Source organism: Halostagnicola bangensis, assembly GCF_054653435.1.
In genome coordinates this window covers 1,376,195-1,393,528 of sequence record NZ_BAAIGG010000002.1, presented here as the reverse complement: position 1 = coordinate 1,393,528, position 17,334 = coordinate 1,376,195, and the positions used below count along the sequence as shown (strand labels likewise).

General features: G+C 61.4%; 17 protein-coding genes, 1 tRNA gene and 1 pseudogene. 14 read left to right on the top strand and 5 right to left on the bottom strand.

Going from position 1 to position 17,334, the window contains the following annotated elements; translation table 11 throughout:
• Positions 1 to 67: 67 nt before the first annotated feature.
• The 3 genes from gvpA to gvpO are packed head-to-tail and all read left to right on the top strand — an operon-like array spanning position 68 to position 1,999.
• Entirely contained in the window at positions 68 to 355 is a 288-nt protein-coding gene (gene gvpA, locus ACYQ14_RS08595; RefSeq protein WP_459887114.1) for a gas vesicle protein GvpA, read from the top strand.
• A 5-nt stretch (positions 356 to 360) separates the two neighbouring features.
• On the top strand, positions 361 to 1,383 hold the full coding sequence (gene gvpN / locus ACYQ14_RS08590) for a gas vesicle protein GvpN (RefSeq protein ID WP_459887111.1): 1,023 nt from the start codon (positions 361 to 363) through the stop codon (positions 1,381 to 1,383).
• 43 nt (positions 1,384 to 1,426) lie between these two features.
• The gene (gvpO, locus tag ACYQ14_RS08585; protein ID WP_459887108.1) at positions 1,427 to 1,999 is read left to right on the top strand and encodes a gas vesicle protein GvpO, halophile-type; all 573 of its coding nucleotides are present in this window, start codon (positions 1,427 to 1,429) and stop codon (positions 1,997 to 1,999) included.
• A gap of 304 nt (positions 2,000 to 2,303) precedes the next feature.
• On the opposite strand, the gene ACYQ14_RS08580 is transcribed toward gvpO, so the two are convergent.
• Together ACYQ14_RS08580 and ACYQ14_RS08575 are read right to left on the bottom strand one after the other, a co-directional pair.
• Positions 2,304 to 2,377: transfer RNA gene (locus ACYQ14_RS08580), tRNA-Ile, on the bottom strand.
• 67 nt (positions 2,378 to 2,444) lie between these two features.
• Positions 2,445 to 3,071 (bottom strand): FxsA family protein, encoded by a 627-nt coding sequence (locus tag ACYQ14_RS08575; RefSeq protein ID WP_459887105.1) that lies wholly within the window; start codon positions 3,069 to 3,071, stop codon positions 2,445 to 2,447.
• A gap of 122 nt (positions 3,072 to 3,193) precedes the next feature.
• On the opposite strand from ACYQ14_RS08575, the gene ACYQ14_RS08570 reads away from it, so the two are divergent.
• Together ACYQ14_RS08570 and ACYQ14_RS08565 are read left to right on the top strand one after the other, a co-directional pair.
• Entirely contained in the window at positions 3,194 to 4,846 is a 1,653-nt protein-coding gene (locus ACYQ14_RS08570) for a DUF255 domain-containing protein (RefSeq protein ID WP_459887102.1), read from the top strand.
• Positions 4,847 to 4,927: 81 nt separating this feature from the next.
• Positions 4,928 to 5,731: a TrmB family transcriptional regulator gene (locus tag ACYQ14_RS08565; protein ID WP_459887100.1), complete on the top strand. Its 804-nt coding sequence runs from the start codon at positions 4,928 to 4,930 to the stop codon at positions 5,729 to 5,731.
• A gap of 127 nt (positions 5,732 to 5,858) precedes the next feature.
• Here the strand turns inward: ACYQ14_RS08565 and mptA are convergent, their stop codons facing one another.
• Complete coding sequence (gene mptA, locus ACYQ14_RS08560; RefSeq protein WP_459887097.1) at positions 5,859 to 6,797, bottom strand: GTP cyclohydrolase MptA; 939 nt, start codon at positions 6,795 to 6,797, stop codon at positions 5,859 to 5,861.
• 434 nt (positions 6,798 to 7,231) lie between these two features.
• Here mptA and ACYQ14_RS08555 point away from each other — a divergent pair.
• Positions 7,232 to 7,570 (top strand): annotated as a pseudogene (locus ACYQ14_RS08555) (cupin domain-containing protein).
• Positions 7,571 to 7,701: 131 nt separating this feature from the next.
• Here ACYQ14_RS08555 and ACYQ14_RS08550 read toward each other — a convergent pair.
• Positions 7,702 to 8,631 carry a ferritin family protein gene (locus tag ACYQ14_RS08550; RefSeq protein WP_459887094.1) on the bottom strand — a complete coding sequence of 310 codons (930 nt, stop codon included), beginning with the start codon at positions 8,629 to 8,631 and terminating at the stop codon, positions 7,702 to 7,704.
• A gap of 168 nt (positions 8,632 to 8,799) precedes the next feature.
• Between ACYQ14_RS08550 and ACYQ14_RS08545 the strand changes: the two genes are divergently transcribed.
• Positions 8,800 to 9,855 (top strand): ABC transporter ATP-binding protein, encoded by a 1,056-nt coding sequence (locus ACYQ14_RS08545; RefSeq protein WP_459887091.1) that lies wholly within the window; start codon positions 8,800 to 8,802, stop codon positions 9,853 to 9,855.
• A complete protein-coding gene (locus ACYQ14_RS08540; protein WP_283836906.1) occupies positions 9,855 to 10,649 on the top strand; it encodes an ABC transporter permease in 795 nt (264 codons plus the stop codon). The genes ACYQ14_RS08545 and ACYQ14_RS08540 overlap by 1 nt, the downstream gene beginning before the upstream one ends.
• 55 nt (positions 10,650 to 10,704) lie before the next feature.
• Here ACYQ14_RS08540 and ACYQ14_RS08535 read toward each other — a convergent pair whose 3' ends face one another.
• Positions 10,705 to 11,721 (bottom strand): NADP-dependent oxidoreductase, encoded by a 1,017-nt coding sequence (locus ACYQ14_RS08535; protein ID WP_459887088.1) that lies wholly within the window; start codon positions 11,719 to 11,721, stop codon positions 10,705 to 10,707.
• A 237-nt stretch (positions 11,722 to 11,958) separates the two neighbouring features.
• Between ACYQ14_RS08535 and ACYQ14_RS08530 the strand changes: the two genes are divergently transcribed.
• From ACYQ14_RS08530 to ACYQ14_RS08505, 6 genes are all read left to right on the top strand, one after another.
• Positions 11,959 to 13,824: a polysaccharide deacetylase family protein gene (locus ACYQ14_RS08530; protein ID WP_459887085.1), complete on the top strand. Its 1,866-nt coding sequence runs from the start codon at positions 11,959 to 11,961 to the stop codon at positions 13,822 to 13,824.
• Between the two features lie 98 nt (positions 13,825 to 13,922).
• Positions 13,923 to 14,627 carry a carbonic anhydrase gene (locus ACYQ14_RS08525; protein WP_459887082.1) on the top strand — a complete coding sequence of 235 codons (705 nt, stop codon included), beginning with the start codon at positions 13,923 to 13,925 and terminating at the stop codon, positions 14,625 to 14,627.
• 143 nt (positions 14,628 to 14,770) lie between these two features.
• The gene (locus tag ACYQ14_RS08520) at positions 14,771 to 14,989 is read left to right on the top strand and encodes a hypothetical protein (RefSeq protein ID WP_459887079.1); all 219 of its coding nucleotides are present in this window, start codon (positions 14,771 to 14,773) and stop codon (positions 14,987 to 14,989) included.
• Between the two features lie 106 nt (positions 14,990 to 15,095).
• Positions 15,096 to 15,290, top strand: a complete 195-nt coding sequence (locus ACYQ14_RS08515) for a cold-shock protein (protein ID WP_049951623.1) — start codon at positions 15,096 to 15,098, stop codon at positions 15,288 to 15,290.
• A gap of 146 nt (positions 15,291 to 15,436) precedes the next feature.
• On the top strand, positions 15,437 to 15,754 hold the full coding sequence (locus ACYQ14_RS08510) for a cupin domain-containing protein (RefSeq protein WP_459887074.1): 318 nt from the start codon (positions 15,437 to 15,439) through the stop codon (positions 15,752 to 15,754).
• A complete protein-coding gene (locus ACYQ14_RS08505; protein WP_459887071.1) occupies positions 15,751 to 17,280 on the top strand; it encodes an NAD(P)H-dependent oxidoreductase in 1,530 nt (509 codons plus the stop codon). Before ACYQ14_RS08510 ends, ACYQ14_RS08505 begins: the two co-directional genes overlap by 4 nt.
• Positions 17,281 to 17,334 lie beyond the last annotated feature (54 nt).

Here is a 17,334-nt window from a genome sequence, read left to right as displayed (position 1 = left end):
CCCCCTCTTCTGGCTTGCAGGCGCAGTGCCAGTCGTCAAACCCATTCACGATGGAATCCAACATGGAATGGCATCACCACAACGAAGACCAGATTCCTCGAGTCTCGCAGAGGTACTCGACCGCGTCCTCGACAAGGGCGTCGTCATCGACATCTGGGCACGAATTTCGGTTGTCGGCATCGAACTGCTCACCATCGAAGCGCGAGTCGTCGTCGCGTCGGTGGACACCTTCCTGCACTACGCGGAGGAGATCGCAAAACTTGAGCAAGCGACGGCCGAAGGCGATCTGGAAGACCTCGAGGAGCTCGAGGTCGAACAACGCCCCGAGTCGTCACCACAGTCGGCCTCACAATAACCTCGATGGCGGACGATTCGTCATCGCGAAAGCGGAAGGTCCGCGGGAAGAAAATCCGGACCGATCGCGAACAGAAGAAAGGCCGGAGAGCGAAAAAAGAGCTCCGCCGAAAGGCGGCGGCCGCCGGCGAACGAAACGGCGACACACCGCTGTCGTCCCCCGAAGACGTTGCTCCGGAGCCGTTCGTCGAAACCGACGAAATCGATTCGATTCGCGGGCGGATTCAGGGCTGGCTCGAGGCCGAACAGCCGGTCCACCTGATCGGTCCGACCGGTTGCGGAAAAACGTCGTTGGCGCTTTCGGCCGCCGCGGAACGCGGACGGCCGGTCGTCTGGCTCAACGGAGACGAGGCGGTCGATACGGCAGCCCTCGTCGGCGACCACGCAGGCGGCGAACGCTACGAGGAACGTGATCAGTTCGTCAGCGGCGTCGACAAACGGACCCAGATCGTCCGCGAGCGATGGGTCGACAACCCCCTCTCGGTCGCCGTTCGGGAGGGAGCGACGCTGGTGTACAACGAGTTCTCCAGGAGCGACCCGGTCGCGCACAACGTCCTGTTGTCGGTGTTCGAGGAGGGCGTCCTGGAGCGACCGGGCAAGCGCGGCGAGGATCGAACGATCGATGTTCACCCCGAATTTCGTGCGGTGCTCACCTCGAACGACGTCGAGTACGCGGGCGTCCACCAGCAACAGGATGCCCTTCTCGATCGCGTCGTCGGCGTCCACATCGACTACTACGACGCCGAAACCGAGCGCGAGATCGTCGCCGCCCACGTCGAGTTGCCGTCCGATCAGATCGAACTGGTCGTCGAGGCGACCCAGCAACTCCGCGACGAACTCGATATCGTCGTCGGCACTCGAGCCGCGATCACGACGGCCAAAGGACTGTCGGTGTTCAACGGCAGCGAAACCATCGACGACGACCTGCTCGCCGACGTTTTCACCGACGTGCTCGCGCCGAAAGTCGCTGGCGGACGCGACGAAAGCAACGTAGCCGAACTCAGCGACCGAATCGCAGACACAGTGTAGAGCCCACCCGAAACCAACACTTCCGAGACGAACGTAACCCCCTATGGCCGAAGCCGGCACGGACACGACCGAACGATGTCAGGCACTCACCGACGACGGTGAGCGGTGTTCACGGCCGGCCCAGGACGACGGGTTTTGCTACCAACACGATGAGAGTGATTCAACCGTGAGCAACAGTCAAACAACAGAACAGCAAGAACAGGCCCAAGAACAAGACCAGGAATCGGCGGACTCTGACAGTTCGCAAACGGCCTCGATGGCTGGAGAGGAAACGACCGACCCGGAAGACGTCGATACGAGTTCGCTCGAGGACTCGGACCTCGAGATGGACGACGTCGATGAGAGCAAGATCGAAGGCGTGCTCGCGGTCCGTCGGACCGTTCAGTCGACGGCGGGTGAACTGATCGGCTACCGGTTCGACGGCGTGAGCGAGATCACGCCGACCGACGAGGGCTGGCGTGCGGTCGCCGAAGTCGTCGAACGGGCGTCGGTTCCCGATACGCAGGACGTCCTCGGTCGATACGAGATCGAACTCGACGAGGACGCCGTCGTGCTGGGATACCAACGGATCGATCGATACCGCCGCGGCGATACGGGTTCGTTCGAATCCAAGTAACGCGGTGCTCGAGTGATCCACTCTGGACAGCGTTCGTCTCGGCCAGCCGCGCCAGTATCCTCCGTCCCCAATTACTTTGGTCCTGATTTTTGTAAAACGACCATCTCTTGGACAGACACCCGACCTCCCCACATTCGAGTTAGATACTATGATCGGGGCTCGAGGAATTGCTCATCGCAAGAAGTGAGCCAGCTCGAATTTTAACCACGCCCGAGAACCTGCGCGTTGTGCAGAACCTCGGTCTACTTCAAATTCGAGTTGGATTTCATAGTTGCGGCTCGCGGGTTTGCTCGCCGCAAAAGTATGGGCCAACTCGGATTTGAACCGAGAACCTCCACCTTATCAGAGTGGCGCTCGACCTAATTGAGCTATTGGCCCGCTTCGCATCAATGAGTTGCGGGCTGGTACGTTTAAGCGTTTCTTTCTTCAGTACCCGTGCGAACCGCTACCGAGCGAAAGGATCGCTGTCCGTTTCGTCGTCTCGAGACTCCTCGTCACCGAACTCGATGGTGTACTCCTCGTCCCCGACATCCGATTCGACGGTGTAGGCGTCTTCGTCGAGGTCATAGGTGCCGCCTGTCGCGTCGCTCGCACCCGCCGTACCGTTCGTGTTCGCTGTTTTTGCCTGCTGGCCTCCTGCGTTTTCGCCGTTGGGGAATCCGAACGTGTAGACGCCACCGGTGGCGAAGCCGCCCGTCTTTTTGTCCGCGTAGGGGACGATCACGAACCGTTTGAGTCCCGTTCGAATCGGGATCCGGGTGATCGGAACGACGAGGAGAAAGCCGATCAGGTCGGTGACCAGTCCCGGCGTGAGCAGGAAGGCACCGGCGGCGATCAACAGGCCGCCGTCGAGCAACTGGTTCGTCGGCGGCTTTCCCTCCGCGAGCGACCGTTGCATCTTCCCCAGGGTGCGTCGTCCTTCCGCGCGAACGAGTAACATCCCAATCAGCCCGGTCAGAACGACCAGTAACACCATCGCGGCCCAACCGAAGTCGGTTCGACTGAAGACGAACGCGAGGAGGACCGCGTCCAGAAACGGGATGAGCAACAGCGCAGAGAGCCACCGGAGCATGCCTCGTTCTAGGGTGTGGAGGGTCAAAACCCTTTACTCTCAGCGTTGGAGATACGCTCGCATCGAATTCGGGACCGGGCTCGAACGAAGGCCTTACGCACGGGACTCACGTCCAAGCGGGTATGGACGACGTTACGCGAGTCGAGTGGCGCGAATGGGGACAAGCGGCCTTCGACGAGGCGGCGGAGTCAGATATCCCCGTACTGCTTTCGCTCACCGCGACGTGGTGTGATCACTGCCACGAGATGGACGAGCAAACGTACGCGGAGCCGCGGATCGCCGCGAACATCAACGATCGATTCGTACCGATTCGGGTCGACGCGGATCGGCGACCTCGAGTACGCGACCGATACAATATGGGCGGCTTTCCCTCGACGGTCTTTCTCGCCCCCGACGGCGCGCTGTTGACGGGAGCGGGCTATCTCGGACCCGACGGCATGCGCCAGGTTCTCGATAGCGTCGGGACGATGTGGGAGACCAAAGGCGAGGGAGCGAGCCGAATCCCCCGACCGCTTCGGGAGGACGAGCCGCCGGCCGGAACGCTCTCGAGCGGTATCGAGGAGTCGATGCTCGGACAGCTTACGGAGAACTACGACGAGGTCGCCGGCGGCTGGGGAACCGAGCCGAAGTTCCCGCTTCCGGACGCTCTCGAGTTCGCGCTCAAACGCGACCGCGAGATGGCGCTTCGCTCGTTCGACGCGGTCAGCGCGAACTTGCTCGACGAGTATGAGGGCGGATTCTACCGATTCGGAGCTGAAGCAGACTGGGGCGGGATTCAACACGAGAAGCTACTCGACTCGAACGCCGCGCTCGTTCGCGCGTTTTCGAACGCCTACCTCTCGACGGGTCGCGAGGAGTATCAGAAACCGGCATCCCGAACGATCGAGTACCTCACGACGACGCTCTGGAACGACGACGCCGATGCCTTCGCGAACAGTCAGGCCCCCGGCGAGGGCGGCTCCTACACGCTCGAGGCGAGCGACCGGGAGGGAGCCGACGCTCCGCCGGTCGATCCAGGTGTCTTCGCCGGTCCGAACGGGTTGGCGGTCGAGGCCCTGCTCACCTACTATTCGTATACGGACGACGAGCGCGCCCGTCGATACGCCGAACGCGCGCTCGAGACGCTCCGGACCGACCTCCTCGAGGACGGCGTCGCGACGCACAGACTCCCCGAAGCCGACGAAAGCGCGGAATCGCTCGAGCGGACGCCGCTGTTGTTGACGCAGGCTCGAACGCTCCGGGCCGCGCTCGCGGGTGCGAGCGTTCTCGGCGCGGAAACACTCGATGATGCGCGCGCCGTCGCCGACGTCACGATCGATCGGCTTCGGGACGGCGACTCGTTCGTCGATGCGCCAGCCCGAGGAACGGGTCTGCTCGACCGGTCGCTTCGGCCGCTCGACGCGAACGTCGCGTTCGCGGACGCGCTCGTCGATCTCGCAGTACTGACCGGCGAGGAGCGGTATCGAACCGTCGCACGAGAGACCCTCGAGGACTTCGCTGGCGCGAGCGATCGGTTCGGCGTCCAGATCGCGAAGTACGGCTCCGCCGCCGCACGAATGCTCGACGATCCGCTCGTCGTTCGCGTCGGAACGCAAGCGGGCTCCGATCTCCACCGAGCCGCGTTCCGCGTTGCGGACCACGAAAAAGTCGTCGTTCCGAACGCCGCGGACGGGGTCGACCGGGGAACGGCTCGAGTCGAACGGGGCGAACAGGTCTCGGAACCCGCTGAAACTCCAGAGAAGTTGAGCGAGCAGGTTCGAAGCCTACTCGAGTGATACAGCGAACGAACGCCGCTGAATCGATATCTGATCAAACTATCGTAGCGTTTATGGCCTTCGAGTTGGTTGCGTATCCATATGGCCAGTCTCAGGGATCTCGGGCTTTCGGAGTACGAGGCTCGAGCGTACCGATCGCTGTTGAGCACCGGTCCGACGACGGCCAAAGAACTCTCCCGGGCCAGTGACGTGCCGATGGGCCGGATTTACGATGTTCTCAACAGTATCGAACAGTACAATCTCGTTCGTAGTCAGACCGCGAGTCGTCCCAAGAAGTACGTCGCCGTCGAACCTGCAACCGCGCTTGATCGACTGCTGGACGACAAAAAACGCGAACTCGACGAGAAGGCCGAACAGTACGAGTCGATCGTCGACGACCTTTCCGACGAGCTCGATGCGGCCGAACCCGTCGAAGAGCAGTTCTGGACTGCTTCCGTCGGCCCCGAGGAGACCATCGATCTCCTCTTAGAACGACTCACCGCGGCTGACGACGATATCGTGATGGTCTCTGCGGATCCCGCACCACAGATGGACATCCGAACCGTCGGCGACGAGGTTCTCGCACATCTCGAGGACGCACTGGATCGAGGCGTCTCGGTCGACGTCCTCATGACCCGCGAACTCGTCGCGTCGCTTTCCGAAAACGTCGGAAGGCGGTATCAGGAAACGCTTCAGGAGCGCGATGATTTCTCGGTGCGGATCAACGACGACGTTACGGGCTCGTTCAACCTCATCGACGATGTCGAAGTCTGTATTCAGGTGCCGAACCCGCTCAACTCTCAAGAGGTCTTCGGCATGATCGACCTGAAAGACCCCGAGTTCGCCGCCGACGTACACGAGGAGTTCTACCCGAGCTGGGAACAGGCAGAGCCCCTCGAGTTCTGACGGTCTGATTTCTCAAGGACGGCCCGAGAAGGGTCTCTCCCACCGAGCGTCTCACACCGCAAGCCCCGTGGCGACCGATCCGAAAAGAAAAGCGATCGAGACGAAAAGGATCGTTTTCGGGGGCGGGCTATCGCTCGAGGTCGCCGTTGACTTCTTCGCGAAGGGTTTCCATCTCGACGATGCGTTCGGCGTGGGCGTTGTGCTGGTGGATCGATTCGTCGTTCGATTGGGACATCGTGATCACCGCGTCGTCCTCAAGATGGTCGAACTCGGCGACCACGCCTTCGGCCATCGCCCGAACGCAGTCCTCGACGAATTTGGCGTCGGAGTGAGCCTCGAACGTCATGTGATCCTCGTCGGGGCGTTTCGCGAGGTTGTAGATCTTGGCGCTCATGGACTCTCGAGCGATGTCGATGATCTCGTTTAAGTCGACTTCCGGATCGCCGTCGGCTTCGACCGTGACCGTTGCGTGTCCGCGCTGGGAGTGGCCCGGCTGTGGAACGTCGTCCAAGAATTCGGTGATCTTCTCCTCGGGAATCTCGAGGTCCTCGAGTTTCTGTTTCGCACGCGCGACTGACATTCCTTGCGAGCACGGACAGACGGTCATCCCGACGACGTGTGCGCCGATTTCCTCGCGGGTGCCGTCCTCGGTGGCGGTCGCGGACGCGATGATGTCGACGGTGTGTTGGGTTTCCCGATCCGAGGCGGGCGTCTGCTCGCGGCGCATGAACTCCGCTTCCATCGAAACCTCGGCTTTGGACGTGTAGTCGTGTCGCTCGAGGAGCCGTTCGGCGGCGTCGCCACAGACGTCCTCGACGCGGTAGGCCTCTTCGCGGGTCGCCTCCTCGAGGATTTCGTCGATGACCTCCATGTTGCGGCTCATGTCCGCTCCTTTGCGCCAGGAGGGGAGGTCGACGAAGACCTCGAACTCGGCGGTGAGGACGAGCGGTCGTTTGCCGTTGCGAGCGATCTTGACGAGTTTCTCGACGCCGGTAACGCCGACCTGGTTCAGGCCGACGGTGACGTCGGGGGCCGTCGCCTGCACGTCGGGAAGCTGTTGACTCATTGCCTGTATTCAGGACAGCGTGCGATTCAACCTTTCGGAAGGGACATTGTTGACGAGGCGTGACGGTTCGGCTCGAGGGAGTGTCGCCACTCGAAGTGGGTCGCTCCGCGCGTTCCTTTAAGTGCTTCTCGTCACAAGGTGAAGATACGAACGGCGACCCGGAACTTCTCGAAGTGTCTCTTGTGCGCACGAACGACAGTTTTGCCGATACAAGACGGTCCGCCGCCACAACGCCAGTTCGGGCGCGGATGTCGTCCGGAACTCACACGTAACCTGTTGGTTTCTCGAGCGCCGCAGTTTGAGTTGACCTCATCGAGCGACCGTCCCGGGCTCTTGGGACTCCTGCTCGAGGGAGCGGAGCCGCCTGCGACGGAACTCGTTCGAAGCCTTCCGCTTTCGTCCAACCTATATGGCATACGATACAATTCTTGAACATGTCCTACGAGAAGGCTCACAAGACTGATCCTGAATCGATCATTCCCGAAGAAAGCGGCGGTCTGTAGTTTCTTAAGGAGGAACTCGAGACCGACGAGATCGGACTTTCAGTGCTCGAGTTCGAGCCCGGCGTTAGCGGGAAGGCCCACGACGAAACCCACACCGGCCAGGAGGAGGTGTACTACGTCGTCGAAGGGACGGTGACGGTCGATCTCGACGACGAGTCGGTGACGCTCGAGGCCGACGAAGCGCTCCGGATCGAGACCGAAGTGGAGCGACAGATCCACAACGAGAGTGACGAAGCCGCGAAGCTCGTTCTTGTCGGCGCGCCGCTGTAGCGAAGCAACGGCGAGGCGTAATTCGACGGATTCGACCGACGGCCCTGCCTATTCGACGAGCCGCCCAACCTACTCGACGGCCCTACCTACTCGACGGCCAAACTTACCACCCATCCGACCGACCGCGGAACTCAGTCGTCGACCTCGAGTTGCACGAGTTCGTCGACCTCGGGAATGTCGGCGGCGGCATCGGTAATCTGTTGCATGCGGTCGGTGTGTTTTTTGACCGCGTAGCTCGCGAGTACCCCCTCCTCGAGACCTGCGGGTTCGCCGTCCTCGGGCTGGAACCGGTCGTCTTCGGTGATCCCCTGGACGAGTGGGAGGAGTTCGTTTACGGTGTCTTCGATGAGTGCGGGTTCGACGCCGTCGGCGATGAGTTTCTTGAGCTGGTTCATCCCGAACCCGACGTGGCGGCCTTCGTCACTGCGGATGCTCGTAAATCCCTCGACGAGGCCGGGCAGGTGCGGTAGCTCGTCGAACTCGCCACCGAAGGAGCGTTGCATCCCGTAGTAGCCCGTCTGTGCGAGAATTCCTTCGACTACGAGGTGATAGTGACAGTACGCGCCGGCGCGGTTCTCGAGGGTGTCCTCCTCGAGGAGGCGGTACTGCGCCTGCCTGTTTCGGTCGAACAGTTCGATATAGGGGTCGTTGAACCACTTTTCGTCGCGGGGGTTCGATCGGTCCCAGCCGAGTTCGTCCTCGACGGCCCAGACCACCTCGCGCCAGTACCGATCGAAGAAATCTGCGTGTTTGGCTTCCTCGTAGAGCTGTGTCGTCAGAAACAGTTGGTCGTCGATATCCTCGAGGACCGTCGCCAGCGGTGCGAGGTCTTCGGTGACGGCGTCCTCACCTGCGCCGAACTTCGCGATCCCGTTTACCATTCCGTCGAGGGCCAGCCGATCGAATCCGTCGGTCGTCTCGGCGACCTCGAGGAGGTTTTTTCGATCCCTCGAGAGGTCGATCTCGCTGGGATCCCAGTGTCGTTCGACCGCGTTTCTGTAGTACCGGTTCGACCGCGATTCGCGGTCCATCATCGCTGTGGGGGTGTACTCCGAGGCCATAGTCGGAGTAACGACACGCCCATAATAATAGATGATGGTGTTTGTGAGTGAACAGGAGCGGCTGGTTGTGAATAACAGAAACGAATGATTGTGAGTGACAGGAATGGATGGCCCACTGGGATGCCGGGGACAACACCCTTAACCGCCGTCGTGGCCACCGCTCGAGTGATGCCACCGGCGATTGAGACGCAGGACCTTATCAAAGAGTACGGCGAGCTACGGGCGTTACAGGGCCTGTCGCTGACCGTCGAGGAGGGTGAGTTCTTCGGACTGCTCGGCCCGAACGGCGCGGGGAAGACGACGTTCATCAACACGCTCGTCGGCCTCGTTCGCAAGAGCGGCGGGGACGTGCGCGTCTTCGGCCACGACGTCGAAGCGGAGTACCAGCAGGCTCGAGACGCGATCGGGCTCGCTCCCCAGGAGTTCAACGTAGATCGGTTCTTCCCCATTCGAGAGGTGTTGATGCACAAGGCTGGCTACCACGGAATTTCCGAGGAAGAAGCCGGGAAGCGAGCCGACGAGGTACTCAAACGCGTCGGGATCTACGACAAGCGCGACGAGCGCTTCGACTGGCTCTCCGGCGGGATGAAACGCAGACTGTTGCTCGCTCGAGCGCTCGTTACCGATCCCGATCTGTTGATCCTCGACGAGCCGACCGCAGGGGTCGACGTCCAACTGCGCCACGATCTCTGGGACCTCGTCACCGAACTCAACGAGGAGGGGACAACGGTGCTCTTGACGACCCACTACATCGAGGAGGCCGAACGCCTCTGCGATCGCGTCGCAATCTTGAACGAGGGACGGAAGGTAACCGTTGCGACGCCGGACGAACTCAAAAAGGAGGGGACCGACACGATTTCGGTCACGCTCGAGTCCCCGCCGGCCGCTCCACCGTCGCTCGGACCCTACGCGCAGGACGCGTGGGTTACCGGCGACGCGCTCGAGGTCCGCGTCGACGACGGCGGGTCGACCGCGCCGCAGTTGCTCTCCGACCTCGAGGCCGAGGGATACGACATCGTCGACCTCGAGATCACTCGAACCTCCCTCGAGGAGGTGTTCGTCGACCTCACCGAGCGCGAAGACAGGTCGGTAACCCGATCCGGAGCCGGTGACGCGGACGGGATCAACGGGAAGGACGGTTCTTCGGGAGGCAACGCCGACGACGAGACGGGCCCTGAGCGCGAGAAAGACTTCCTCGAGCAGGATCAGGGGGGTGTCGTCTGATGTGGTCGGTTGGCTCTCGAGCGCTCTTTCAGCGCGAGATCCTGCGATTCGTTCGGCGGCCAAAGAACACGTTCATGCCACCGGCGATCACGAACGTGCTCTACTTCGCCGTCTTCGGCGTTATTCTGGGCGGTCGTATCGACCAGATCGCCGGCTTCGATTACATCCTCTTTATCCTCCCGGGACTGGTCGTTCTCGGAACCATCTCGAACGCCTTCGAGAACGCCTCGTTCTCGATCTTCCACGGCCGCTGGAACGAGTACATCCACGAGACGCTGACGTCGCCACTTTCCTACGCGGAGATGGTCGTTGCCTACGTTGCGGCCAGCGCAGTCCGCGGGATCATCGTCGGCGTCATCATCGCCATCGTCGGACGACTGTTCGTTCCGATCAGTCTCGAGAACGGGCTCTACCTCGTCACGATCATGGCGACGATCTCCGTGTTGTTCGCCGGATTCGGAATCATCGGCGGCCTCGTCGCTCGAGACTTCGACGACCTCACCGTCATGAACCAGTTCATCCTGCGCCCGCTGGTCTTTTTCGGGGCGGTGTTTTACTCCCTCGAGATGCTCGACCCGATCTGGCAGCAGGTCTCCCTGCTGAATCCGATGGTGTTGATGGTTGACGGCGTCAGGTACGGACTGCTCGGCTACTCGGATCTCGCCGCGATCGGACCATCCGCCTACGCCGACTACGTTCCGCTGGCCTCTCTGGCCGCACTGATCGGTGTGACGACGCTCGTGGTCCTGCTCGATATCTACCTCTTTAAGATTGGATATGGACTGACCGACTGATCTCGCCGATCGAACCGATTTCTTACGCCGATTGAACCGATTTCGAACCGATTTCTTACGCCGATCCGTCCGCAACCTTGACCAACTGCTTTCCGATATTCTCGCCCTCGAAGAGCCCGAGGAACGCGTCGGGCGCATTCTCGAAGCCATCGACGACTTCCTCGCGATATTCGAGTTCACCCGAGTCGATGAACCCGGCGAGGCGCTCGAGTGCTTCGCCCCAGCGGTCCTCGTAATCGCTAACGAGGAGACCCTCGACGCGGGCGCGCTTTTCGATGAGCGTCGCGAGTTTCCGCGGTCCGGTGGGGACTTCGGTCGCGTTGTACTGCGAGATCTGTCCGCAGACGGCTACTCGGGCGCGGACGTTCAGCCGTGGCCAGACGGCGTCGGTAATCGGGCCGCCGACGTTGTCGAAGTAGACGTCGATTCCGCCGGGACAGGCATCCTCGAGCGCGCCGCCGAGATCGTCCGTTTCCTTGTAGTTGATCGCCGCGTCGAAGTCGAGATCGTCGGTGAGCCAGTTTACTTTCTCGTCGCTTCCCGCGGTGCCGACGACGCGCGCCCCGGCGATCCGTGCGAGTTGTCCGACGACCGAGCCGACCGCGCCGGCACCCGCGGAGACGACGACGGTGTCGCCGGGTTTCGGCTCGCCGACGTCGAGCAGACCGAAGTAGGCCGTCACGCCCGGCATCCCGAGGACACCGAGTGCCGTCGAAACGGGTGCCAGCTTCGGATTCACTCGCCGGAGTTCGTCACCGGAAGCGACCGCATGTTCAGCCCAGAGCAGGTCGCCCGTGACGATATCGCCTGCCTCGAGTCCCTCGTCGTTGGACTCGAGAACCTCGCCGACGACGCCGGCTTTCATCGGCTCCCCGACGTCCCACGGTTCGGCGTATGATTCGGCGTCGCGCATCCGCCCGCGCATGTACGGATCTACCGACTGGTAACGCGTCTCGACGAGCACTTCGCCGTCGTCGGGTTCCGGACGGTCGACGGTGACCAACTCGAAGTTCTCGGCGGTCGGTTCGCCAACTGGACGGCTCGCGAGATGCCATTGTCTGGTGGTTGCCATGTCCGTACATCTCGCTGACAGAAGATCAATATTCGCCTCCCGGAACCGACCGATCGATCACCTGCCGTTCTCGTCTCTCTCCAAAGGCGGTTATCGACTGTATAAATCGGCTCGAGCGGGGACTCTGACGAGAATCGGCTCCAGTGTGTTTCTCTTCGGACCCTGTCGGTTAGTTGGCTCAGCGCAATTCGCGTTAACAGCTCCATTAGAAAGTACTCCGGATGGGAGCTTTCCGGTATGGATTTCGATTCCTCGCGGCGTCGAATGTTAGCTGCAGTCGGTGTGGGTTCGGCTTCACTCGCAGGATGTCTCGACTTCTTTTCTGGCGACGACGGCGACGGTGGGGACGGCGATGGCGGGAACGGTGACGGCGGCGGCGGAAGCGGCGGTGCATCCTGGCCTGGCTCTGACTCGGGTGAACTGATCTCCGACTTCGGAGAGGACGACCACTGGGTGGCCCGAACCGGTGATATCGAGCCAGCACCCGACGAAGCGGTGACTGGCGATCAGGCGATGGTCATCGAAAGCGACGAAGCCACCGCCGCTTCCGGACTGGAGGTCGTCGGCGGGGTCGACCTCGAGAACCAGGACGCGTCGCTGGCAGTCAAGGTGGATTCTGCCACCCAGATCGCACTCGAGGTTCTCGCCCCGAACCGCGACCACCACTTGACGAGCATCCGGCATTTCCCCGACGAGTACGAAGGGTGGCTTCGCGTTGACTTCGGCTACATCATGAAACGCGGCGATCCGGATCTCTCGAACGTGACACAGTTCAACATCGTCGCGACCGGACCGGAGGGCGGACCGACTCGAGTCGTCGTCGACGACCTCCGAAAGACGGAATCGGTCGTCGGTCACGGGAAGGCGATCCTCGCATTCTACGGCGGTCTCGATTCGCACTACGATATCGCGGCCGAGCAACTCGAGGAACGAGGGTGGGCGGGAGCGATTCCGATCGATCCCGGCCGGATCGGAGAAGGGGGGCGAATGGATCGCAATCAGCTTCAGGAACTTCGGGATGGGGGCTGGGATGTCTGTTCGTATCCGGAAGGTGAAGGTGCGCTTCCGGAGATGCCGGAGGATCGCCAGCGAGACGTCCTCGAGCACGCGCGAGATTCGCTCCACGAGCACGGGTTCGAGGACGGCTCGCGTCACTTCTTCGCGCCGGAAGACCGGATGGACGAGACGACCCACGAAATCGTTCGCGACCTTCACGAATCCGGCTTCCTGTTCGGTGCCAGCCCGAATTCTTCTGCGCCGACTGGGATTCACATGAACTCGCTCATCTGGGGGCCGGACCTCCACGGCGGCGTTCGCCGCGCGATCAACCTCTCGGATCAGTACAATCAGCTCACCGTCCTCCGGATTCCGGGAATTGTCGAGGACGAGGCCGACGTGACGGCGAACAACATGCCGCTCGAGGACTTCGAACATTTGCTCAACCACCTCGAGCACCGCGGCGTCGACGTGGTCACGCCCTCGGATCTGGTCGACGGGACGATGGAACGCGACGGTGACGACGCACCCGAAGAGACCGACGATGGCCCGATCCTCGAGGCAGGGAACGCACACACGTTCGGCGGCGACGGGAACCACCGGACCGACGAGTTCGAACTCGCTGAGGGCGGTCTCGAGTGTAGTTTTGTCCACGAAGGCAACGGCGAGTTCGTCGTCGAAGCGTCGACCGCCGACGGCGACCTCGCGAACGACCTGCTCGTGAGCACGGCCGGGTCCGGACCGGGCGGATCGATCACGTTTGTGGAGGAGGGAACGTACCAACTCGAGGTCGAAGCCGACGGGGAATGGTCGATCGAAATCGACCAGCCCGAAGTCACTGAGGCGGATCTTACGGAACTGCCGGTCGAGGAATCGGGAACTGGCTCGTCGTTCGTCGGGCCGCTCGCGAGCGAGGACGATATCAGCCTCGACGTCACTCACGACGGAAACCGCGAGTTCCTCGTCGACGGTTACGACTCGAGCGGAAGCAGAGAACAGATCGTCAACGTCGTCGGCGAGTTCAACGGCTCGAGATCCTACAGCGTCGGTAACGCGACGTGGTTCAACGTCGAAGCCGACGGGGACTGGACGCTCGAGATCAACTGAGAACCCCGATACCGATCGATTGTGAGCTCGGTGCGGGATTCGACACGTATCCGAGAAAAGAAGAAACCGTTTTGGGGCTGATCTGTGCACGTACCAGTATGAGCGATGGCGACGACGAGCTACTGGTCGAACTACTCACTGGAAACGCCGTCCACACGGAAGGACTCCCAGGCGGTTACTTCTCCGACGTGCAAAACGGCCAGGAACCGAAGGTGGTATCGATCTGCTGTTCGGACTCTCGAGTTCCCCAAGAGCGCATGTGGAACGTCGCGGATCCGGGCGCGGTCTTCACGCCGAGCAATATCGGCAATCAGACCTGGGATGACCACGAGGGCGAGCGGATCGTCGACGGTGGCGTGTTGTACCCGATCCACCACGCCGGAACCGAGGCGGTCGCCGTCGTCGGTCACACGGGTTGTGGCGCAGTCACGGCCGCATACGAGGTCGCGATGGGAGCCGAGCCGCCGGGACCGCTCGGCGTCGATAAGTGGGTTTCCCAGCTTGTCCCCGTCGTTGAAGAAGGCCTCGAGAGCGATCTCATCGATGCCGACGGGCCGGACGAACGCGTCATCAATCAACTCGTCGAGTACAACGTCGACTACCAGACGCAGTTCCTTCGAGAATCCGCAGAGATCCCCGATTCAGTCACCGTCTACGGTTTCGTCTACGACTTTCAGGCGGTCTACGGCGACGAAAAAGGACGGGCCTACCTCGTCAACCTCGACGGCGAGACAGAGCCAGACCGGATCGCCGCGTCGATTCCGGACGAGTTCGAGTCAGCGACGCGAAGCCTCCTCTACTGACGACGACGGTCGCTGCTGTCGAGTGCGCTTTCTGGCTCTCGAACGTATGATCAGCTATCACACTCCGAACGTTTGTCGAGGTGAACTCCGGTTCGCGTGCACCCGTCGATACAGTTTTGCAATTCGAACCGGAAAACGAGCGTATGCGGAGCGTCCTCGAGTCCGACACGAAGTTCTACTACGCGGTCGGAGTGTTGACTATCGCCGTCTTCATCCTCTCGATCGCCGCAGTTACCACGTTGAACTCGATCCGTCTCGGTAGTCAGGGACTGTTCGGACTCCTCGTCGGATTCGGTTTTTTCATGCTCGTCTTTTTCGTCTCGATCGCGATTCACCGACTCGAGGATCTCGAGGACGTCTAGTACTGAAACGGCTAATTATTCGGTATGGCCCCTTTACGACGATGTTTTCCGCAGAAAACGGATTTCCGGAACAGTTATGAGTCTTTATCACCTACGTTCAAAGGCAATGGCGAAAGGAACGGTTGATTTCTTCAACGACACAGGCGGTTACGGATTCATCGAAACTGAGGACGCGGACGACGACGTGTTCTTCCACATGGAAGACATCGGCGGCCCGGATCTCGAAGAAGGACAGGACCTCGAGTTCGACATCGAGCAGGCCCCAAAAGGCCCGCGCGCGACGAACGTCGAGCGCCTGTAAGGCGAATTCGCTGAGGTATCGGCATTTCAAAATCGTATTTCACACACTGACGAGCGCCGGCAGTCGGTATCGTGGTCGACAAACTGAAACTGAAGGCGCGTTGTATCGGGCCCAGCGTTACGTAGCGACGGCTCCCATCTGCTAGTATGGGCGACTCTACCGCGGAATCCGAATCTAGCGAAAGCTCCGAATCCGAACCCGTTCTCTGCCGCAGTGACGATGTCGACTACGAGGCGGTCGATGCCGCGAACGGCCCTGAGACGGGCGTCCTGATCGGCGAGGAACACGGCGCACCGAACTTCGCGATGGGCCGGTTCACCCTCGAGGCCGGGGCCCCCAAGCACACGAACGAGGTCGAACATCGCGAAGACGACACTCGTAACGGCGACCCGAGAGTCGTCGAACGTAGCGGGTATCAAACAGCTATTTGGTTCGGTCCGTACAATACCGACACCGAAACGTGAACGTCTTGCTCATCTTGGGACACCCACGGACCGACAGTTTTTGCGGCGCTCTCGCTCGAGCGTACCGAGCGGGTGCGAGCGACGCGGGCGTCGACATACGAGAGATTTCCATCGCCGACCTCGAGTTCGATCCCGACGTTCACACCGAAGAGCCGAGCGAACAGCCGCTCGAGGAAGATCTAATCGACGCCCAGCGTCAGATCGAGTGGGCGGACCATCTCGTCCTTTTCTACCCGAACTGGTGGGGGACCATGCCCGCACGGCTCAAGGGATTCTTCGATCGGGTGTTCACGTCCGGGTTCGCGTTCTCGTTTTACGACGAGGACGAAGGGGCGGGTCACGAAGCGTTGTTGAGCGGGAAGACGGCCGAGCTGATCGTCACGATGGACATGCCCGCGTGGGTGTACCGGTGGGTCTATCGCCAACCCGGAAACAACGCAGTTAAGCGCTCCACGCTCGGATTCGCCGGGATTCGAACCACGCGGGTGACGAACCTCGGCTCGGTCGAAGACTCGACACTCGAGCAGCGAGAGGCGTGGCTAGAGGAAGTGACGGAATTAGGCCGGAGTCTGGCTACCGGCCCGGAGTCGCGGTCGACGCGAGCGAAACGGACGCTGACGACGTGGCTGAAAGCCCTTCGGTTGCAGTTCTATCCGATGGCGTGGGTAGCGTACTCGATCGGCGCGCTGGCCGCGGCTGGCTCGAGTAGTGTCTTCTCGACTACGGCTTACTGGGCTGGCTTCGGGTTCCTGTTTTTTCTGGAAGCGACTACGGTGTTGAGCAACGAATACGTCGATTACGACACTGACCGAAAGAATACGTTCGCCGGGCCGTTCACCGGTGGATCTCGCGTTTTGGTCGACGGCGAACTGTCGTTCGACGAGCTCCGGCGGGGTATCGGCATCACGGGAGTGTTCACGGCGGTATTCGGACTGGCAGTGGTGACTCTCGGAGCCGGTTCGGTTCTCGCGACAATAGCCGTAGCGGCGGTGTTGGTGACGCTGGCGATCGGATACACGATACCGCCACTGAAGTTGGCGTATCGAACGCTCGGAGAGCTGGACGTAGCCACAACCCACAGCATCGGCGTTCTGTTGTTGGGATTTCTCGTCCTGGGCGGCTCGTGGCGCGATCCGCTCCCGTGGCTTCTCGGTCTGCCGTTTTTCCTGGCCGTCATCCCGTCGATCACGCTGGCTGGGGTCCCCGACTACGACGCCGACCGCGCCGTCGGTAAACAGACGGTCGCCGTCCGGTTCGGAATCGACGGTGCCGCACTCGTCGCGGCGGCTGCAACGCTGGCGGCCACGATAACGGCCGTACTTTTTTGGGTTCTGGACGCGGTTCCCGGCGCGTACGGACCGGCTATCTATCTGAGCATTCCGCACGCCTTGCTCCTCCTCTGGTTGCTTCGTGACCGGTTATGGGGGCAAAACCAGTCGACACCCGGTCAGATCAACGTGTTGATGGCGACGTCGCTCGCTTACATCATCTGGTTCGGCATCGTCCCGTTAGTCGAACTCCTGTAGCGAGCCGTTCAGTGGGTTTGGCAACGTCCTAATACGAAACCCAGCGCAACGAAC

Excerpts from the sequence above, each read along its gene's own strand:
- gvpO (WP_459887108.1), top strand. The coding sequence starts at position 1,427 with ATGGCCGAAGCCGGCACGGACACGACCGAACGATGTCAGGCACTCACC.
- ACYQ14_RS08565 (WP_459887100.1), top strand. The coding sequence starts at position 4,928 with ATGGCCAGTCTCAGGGATCTCGGGCTTTCGGAGTACGAGGCTCGAGCG.
- ACYQ14_RS08530 (WP_459887085.1), top strand. The coding sequence starts at position 11,959 with ATGGATTTCGATTCCTCGCGGCGTCGAATGTTAGCTGCAGTCGGTGTG.
- ACYQ14_RS08545 (WP_459887091.1), top strand. The coding sequence starts at position 8,800 with ATGCCACCGGCGATTGAGACGCAGGACCTTATCAAAGAGTACGGCGAG.
- ACYQ14_RS08550 (WP_459887094.1), bottom strand. The coding sequence starts at position 8,631 with ATGGCCTCGGAGTACACCCCCACAGCGATGATGGACCGCGAATCGCGG.
- ACYQ14_RS08525 (WP_459887082.1), top strand. The coding sequence starts at position 13,923 with ATGAGCGATGGCGACGACGAGCTACTGGTCGAACTACTCACTGGAAAC.
- ACYQ14_RS08515 (WP_049951623.1), top strand. The coding sequence starts at position 15,096 with ATGGCGAAAGGAACGGTTGATTTCTTCAACGACACAGGCGGTTACGGA.
- ACYQ14_RS08520 (WP_459887079.1), top strand. The coding sequence starts at position 14,771 with ATGCGGAGCGTCCTCGAGTCCGACACGAAGTTCTACTACGCGGTCGGA.
- ACYQ14_RS08570 (WP_459887102.1), top strand. The coding sequence starts at position 3,194 with ATGGACGACGTTACGCGAGTCGAGTGGCGCGAATGGGGACAAGCGGCC.
- ACYQ14_RS08535 (WP_459887088.1), bottom strand. The coding sequence starts at position 11,721 with ATGGCAACCACCAGACAATGGCATCTCGCGAGCCGTCCAGTTGGCGAA.
- gvpA (WP_459887114.1), top strand. The coding sequence starts at position 68 with ATGGCATCACCACAACGAAGACCAGATTCCTCGAGTCTCGCAGAGGTA.
- ACYQ14_RS08540 (WP_283836906.1), top strand. The coding sequence starts at position 9,855 with ATGTGGTCGGTTGGCTCTCGAGCGCTCTTTCAGCGCGAGATCCTGCGA.
- gvpN (WP_459887111.1), top strand. The coding sequence starts at position 361 with ATGGCGGACGATTCGTCATCGCGAAAGCGGAAGGTCCGCGGGAAGAAA.
- ACYQ14_RS08575 (WP_459887105.1), bottom strand. The coding sequence starts at position 3,071 with ATGCTCCGGTGGCTCTCTGCGCTGTTGCTCATCCCGTTTCTGGACGCG.
- ACYQ14_RS08510 (WP_459887074.1), top strand. The coding sequence starts at position 15,437 with ATGGGCGACTCTACCGCGGAATCCGAATCTAGCGAAAGCTCCGAATCC.
- mptA (WP_459887097.1), bottom strand. The coding sequence starts at position 6,797 with ATGAGTCAACAGCTTCCCGACGTGCAGGCGACGGCCCCCGACGTCACC.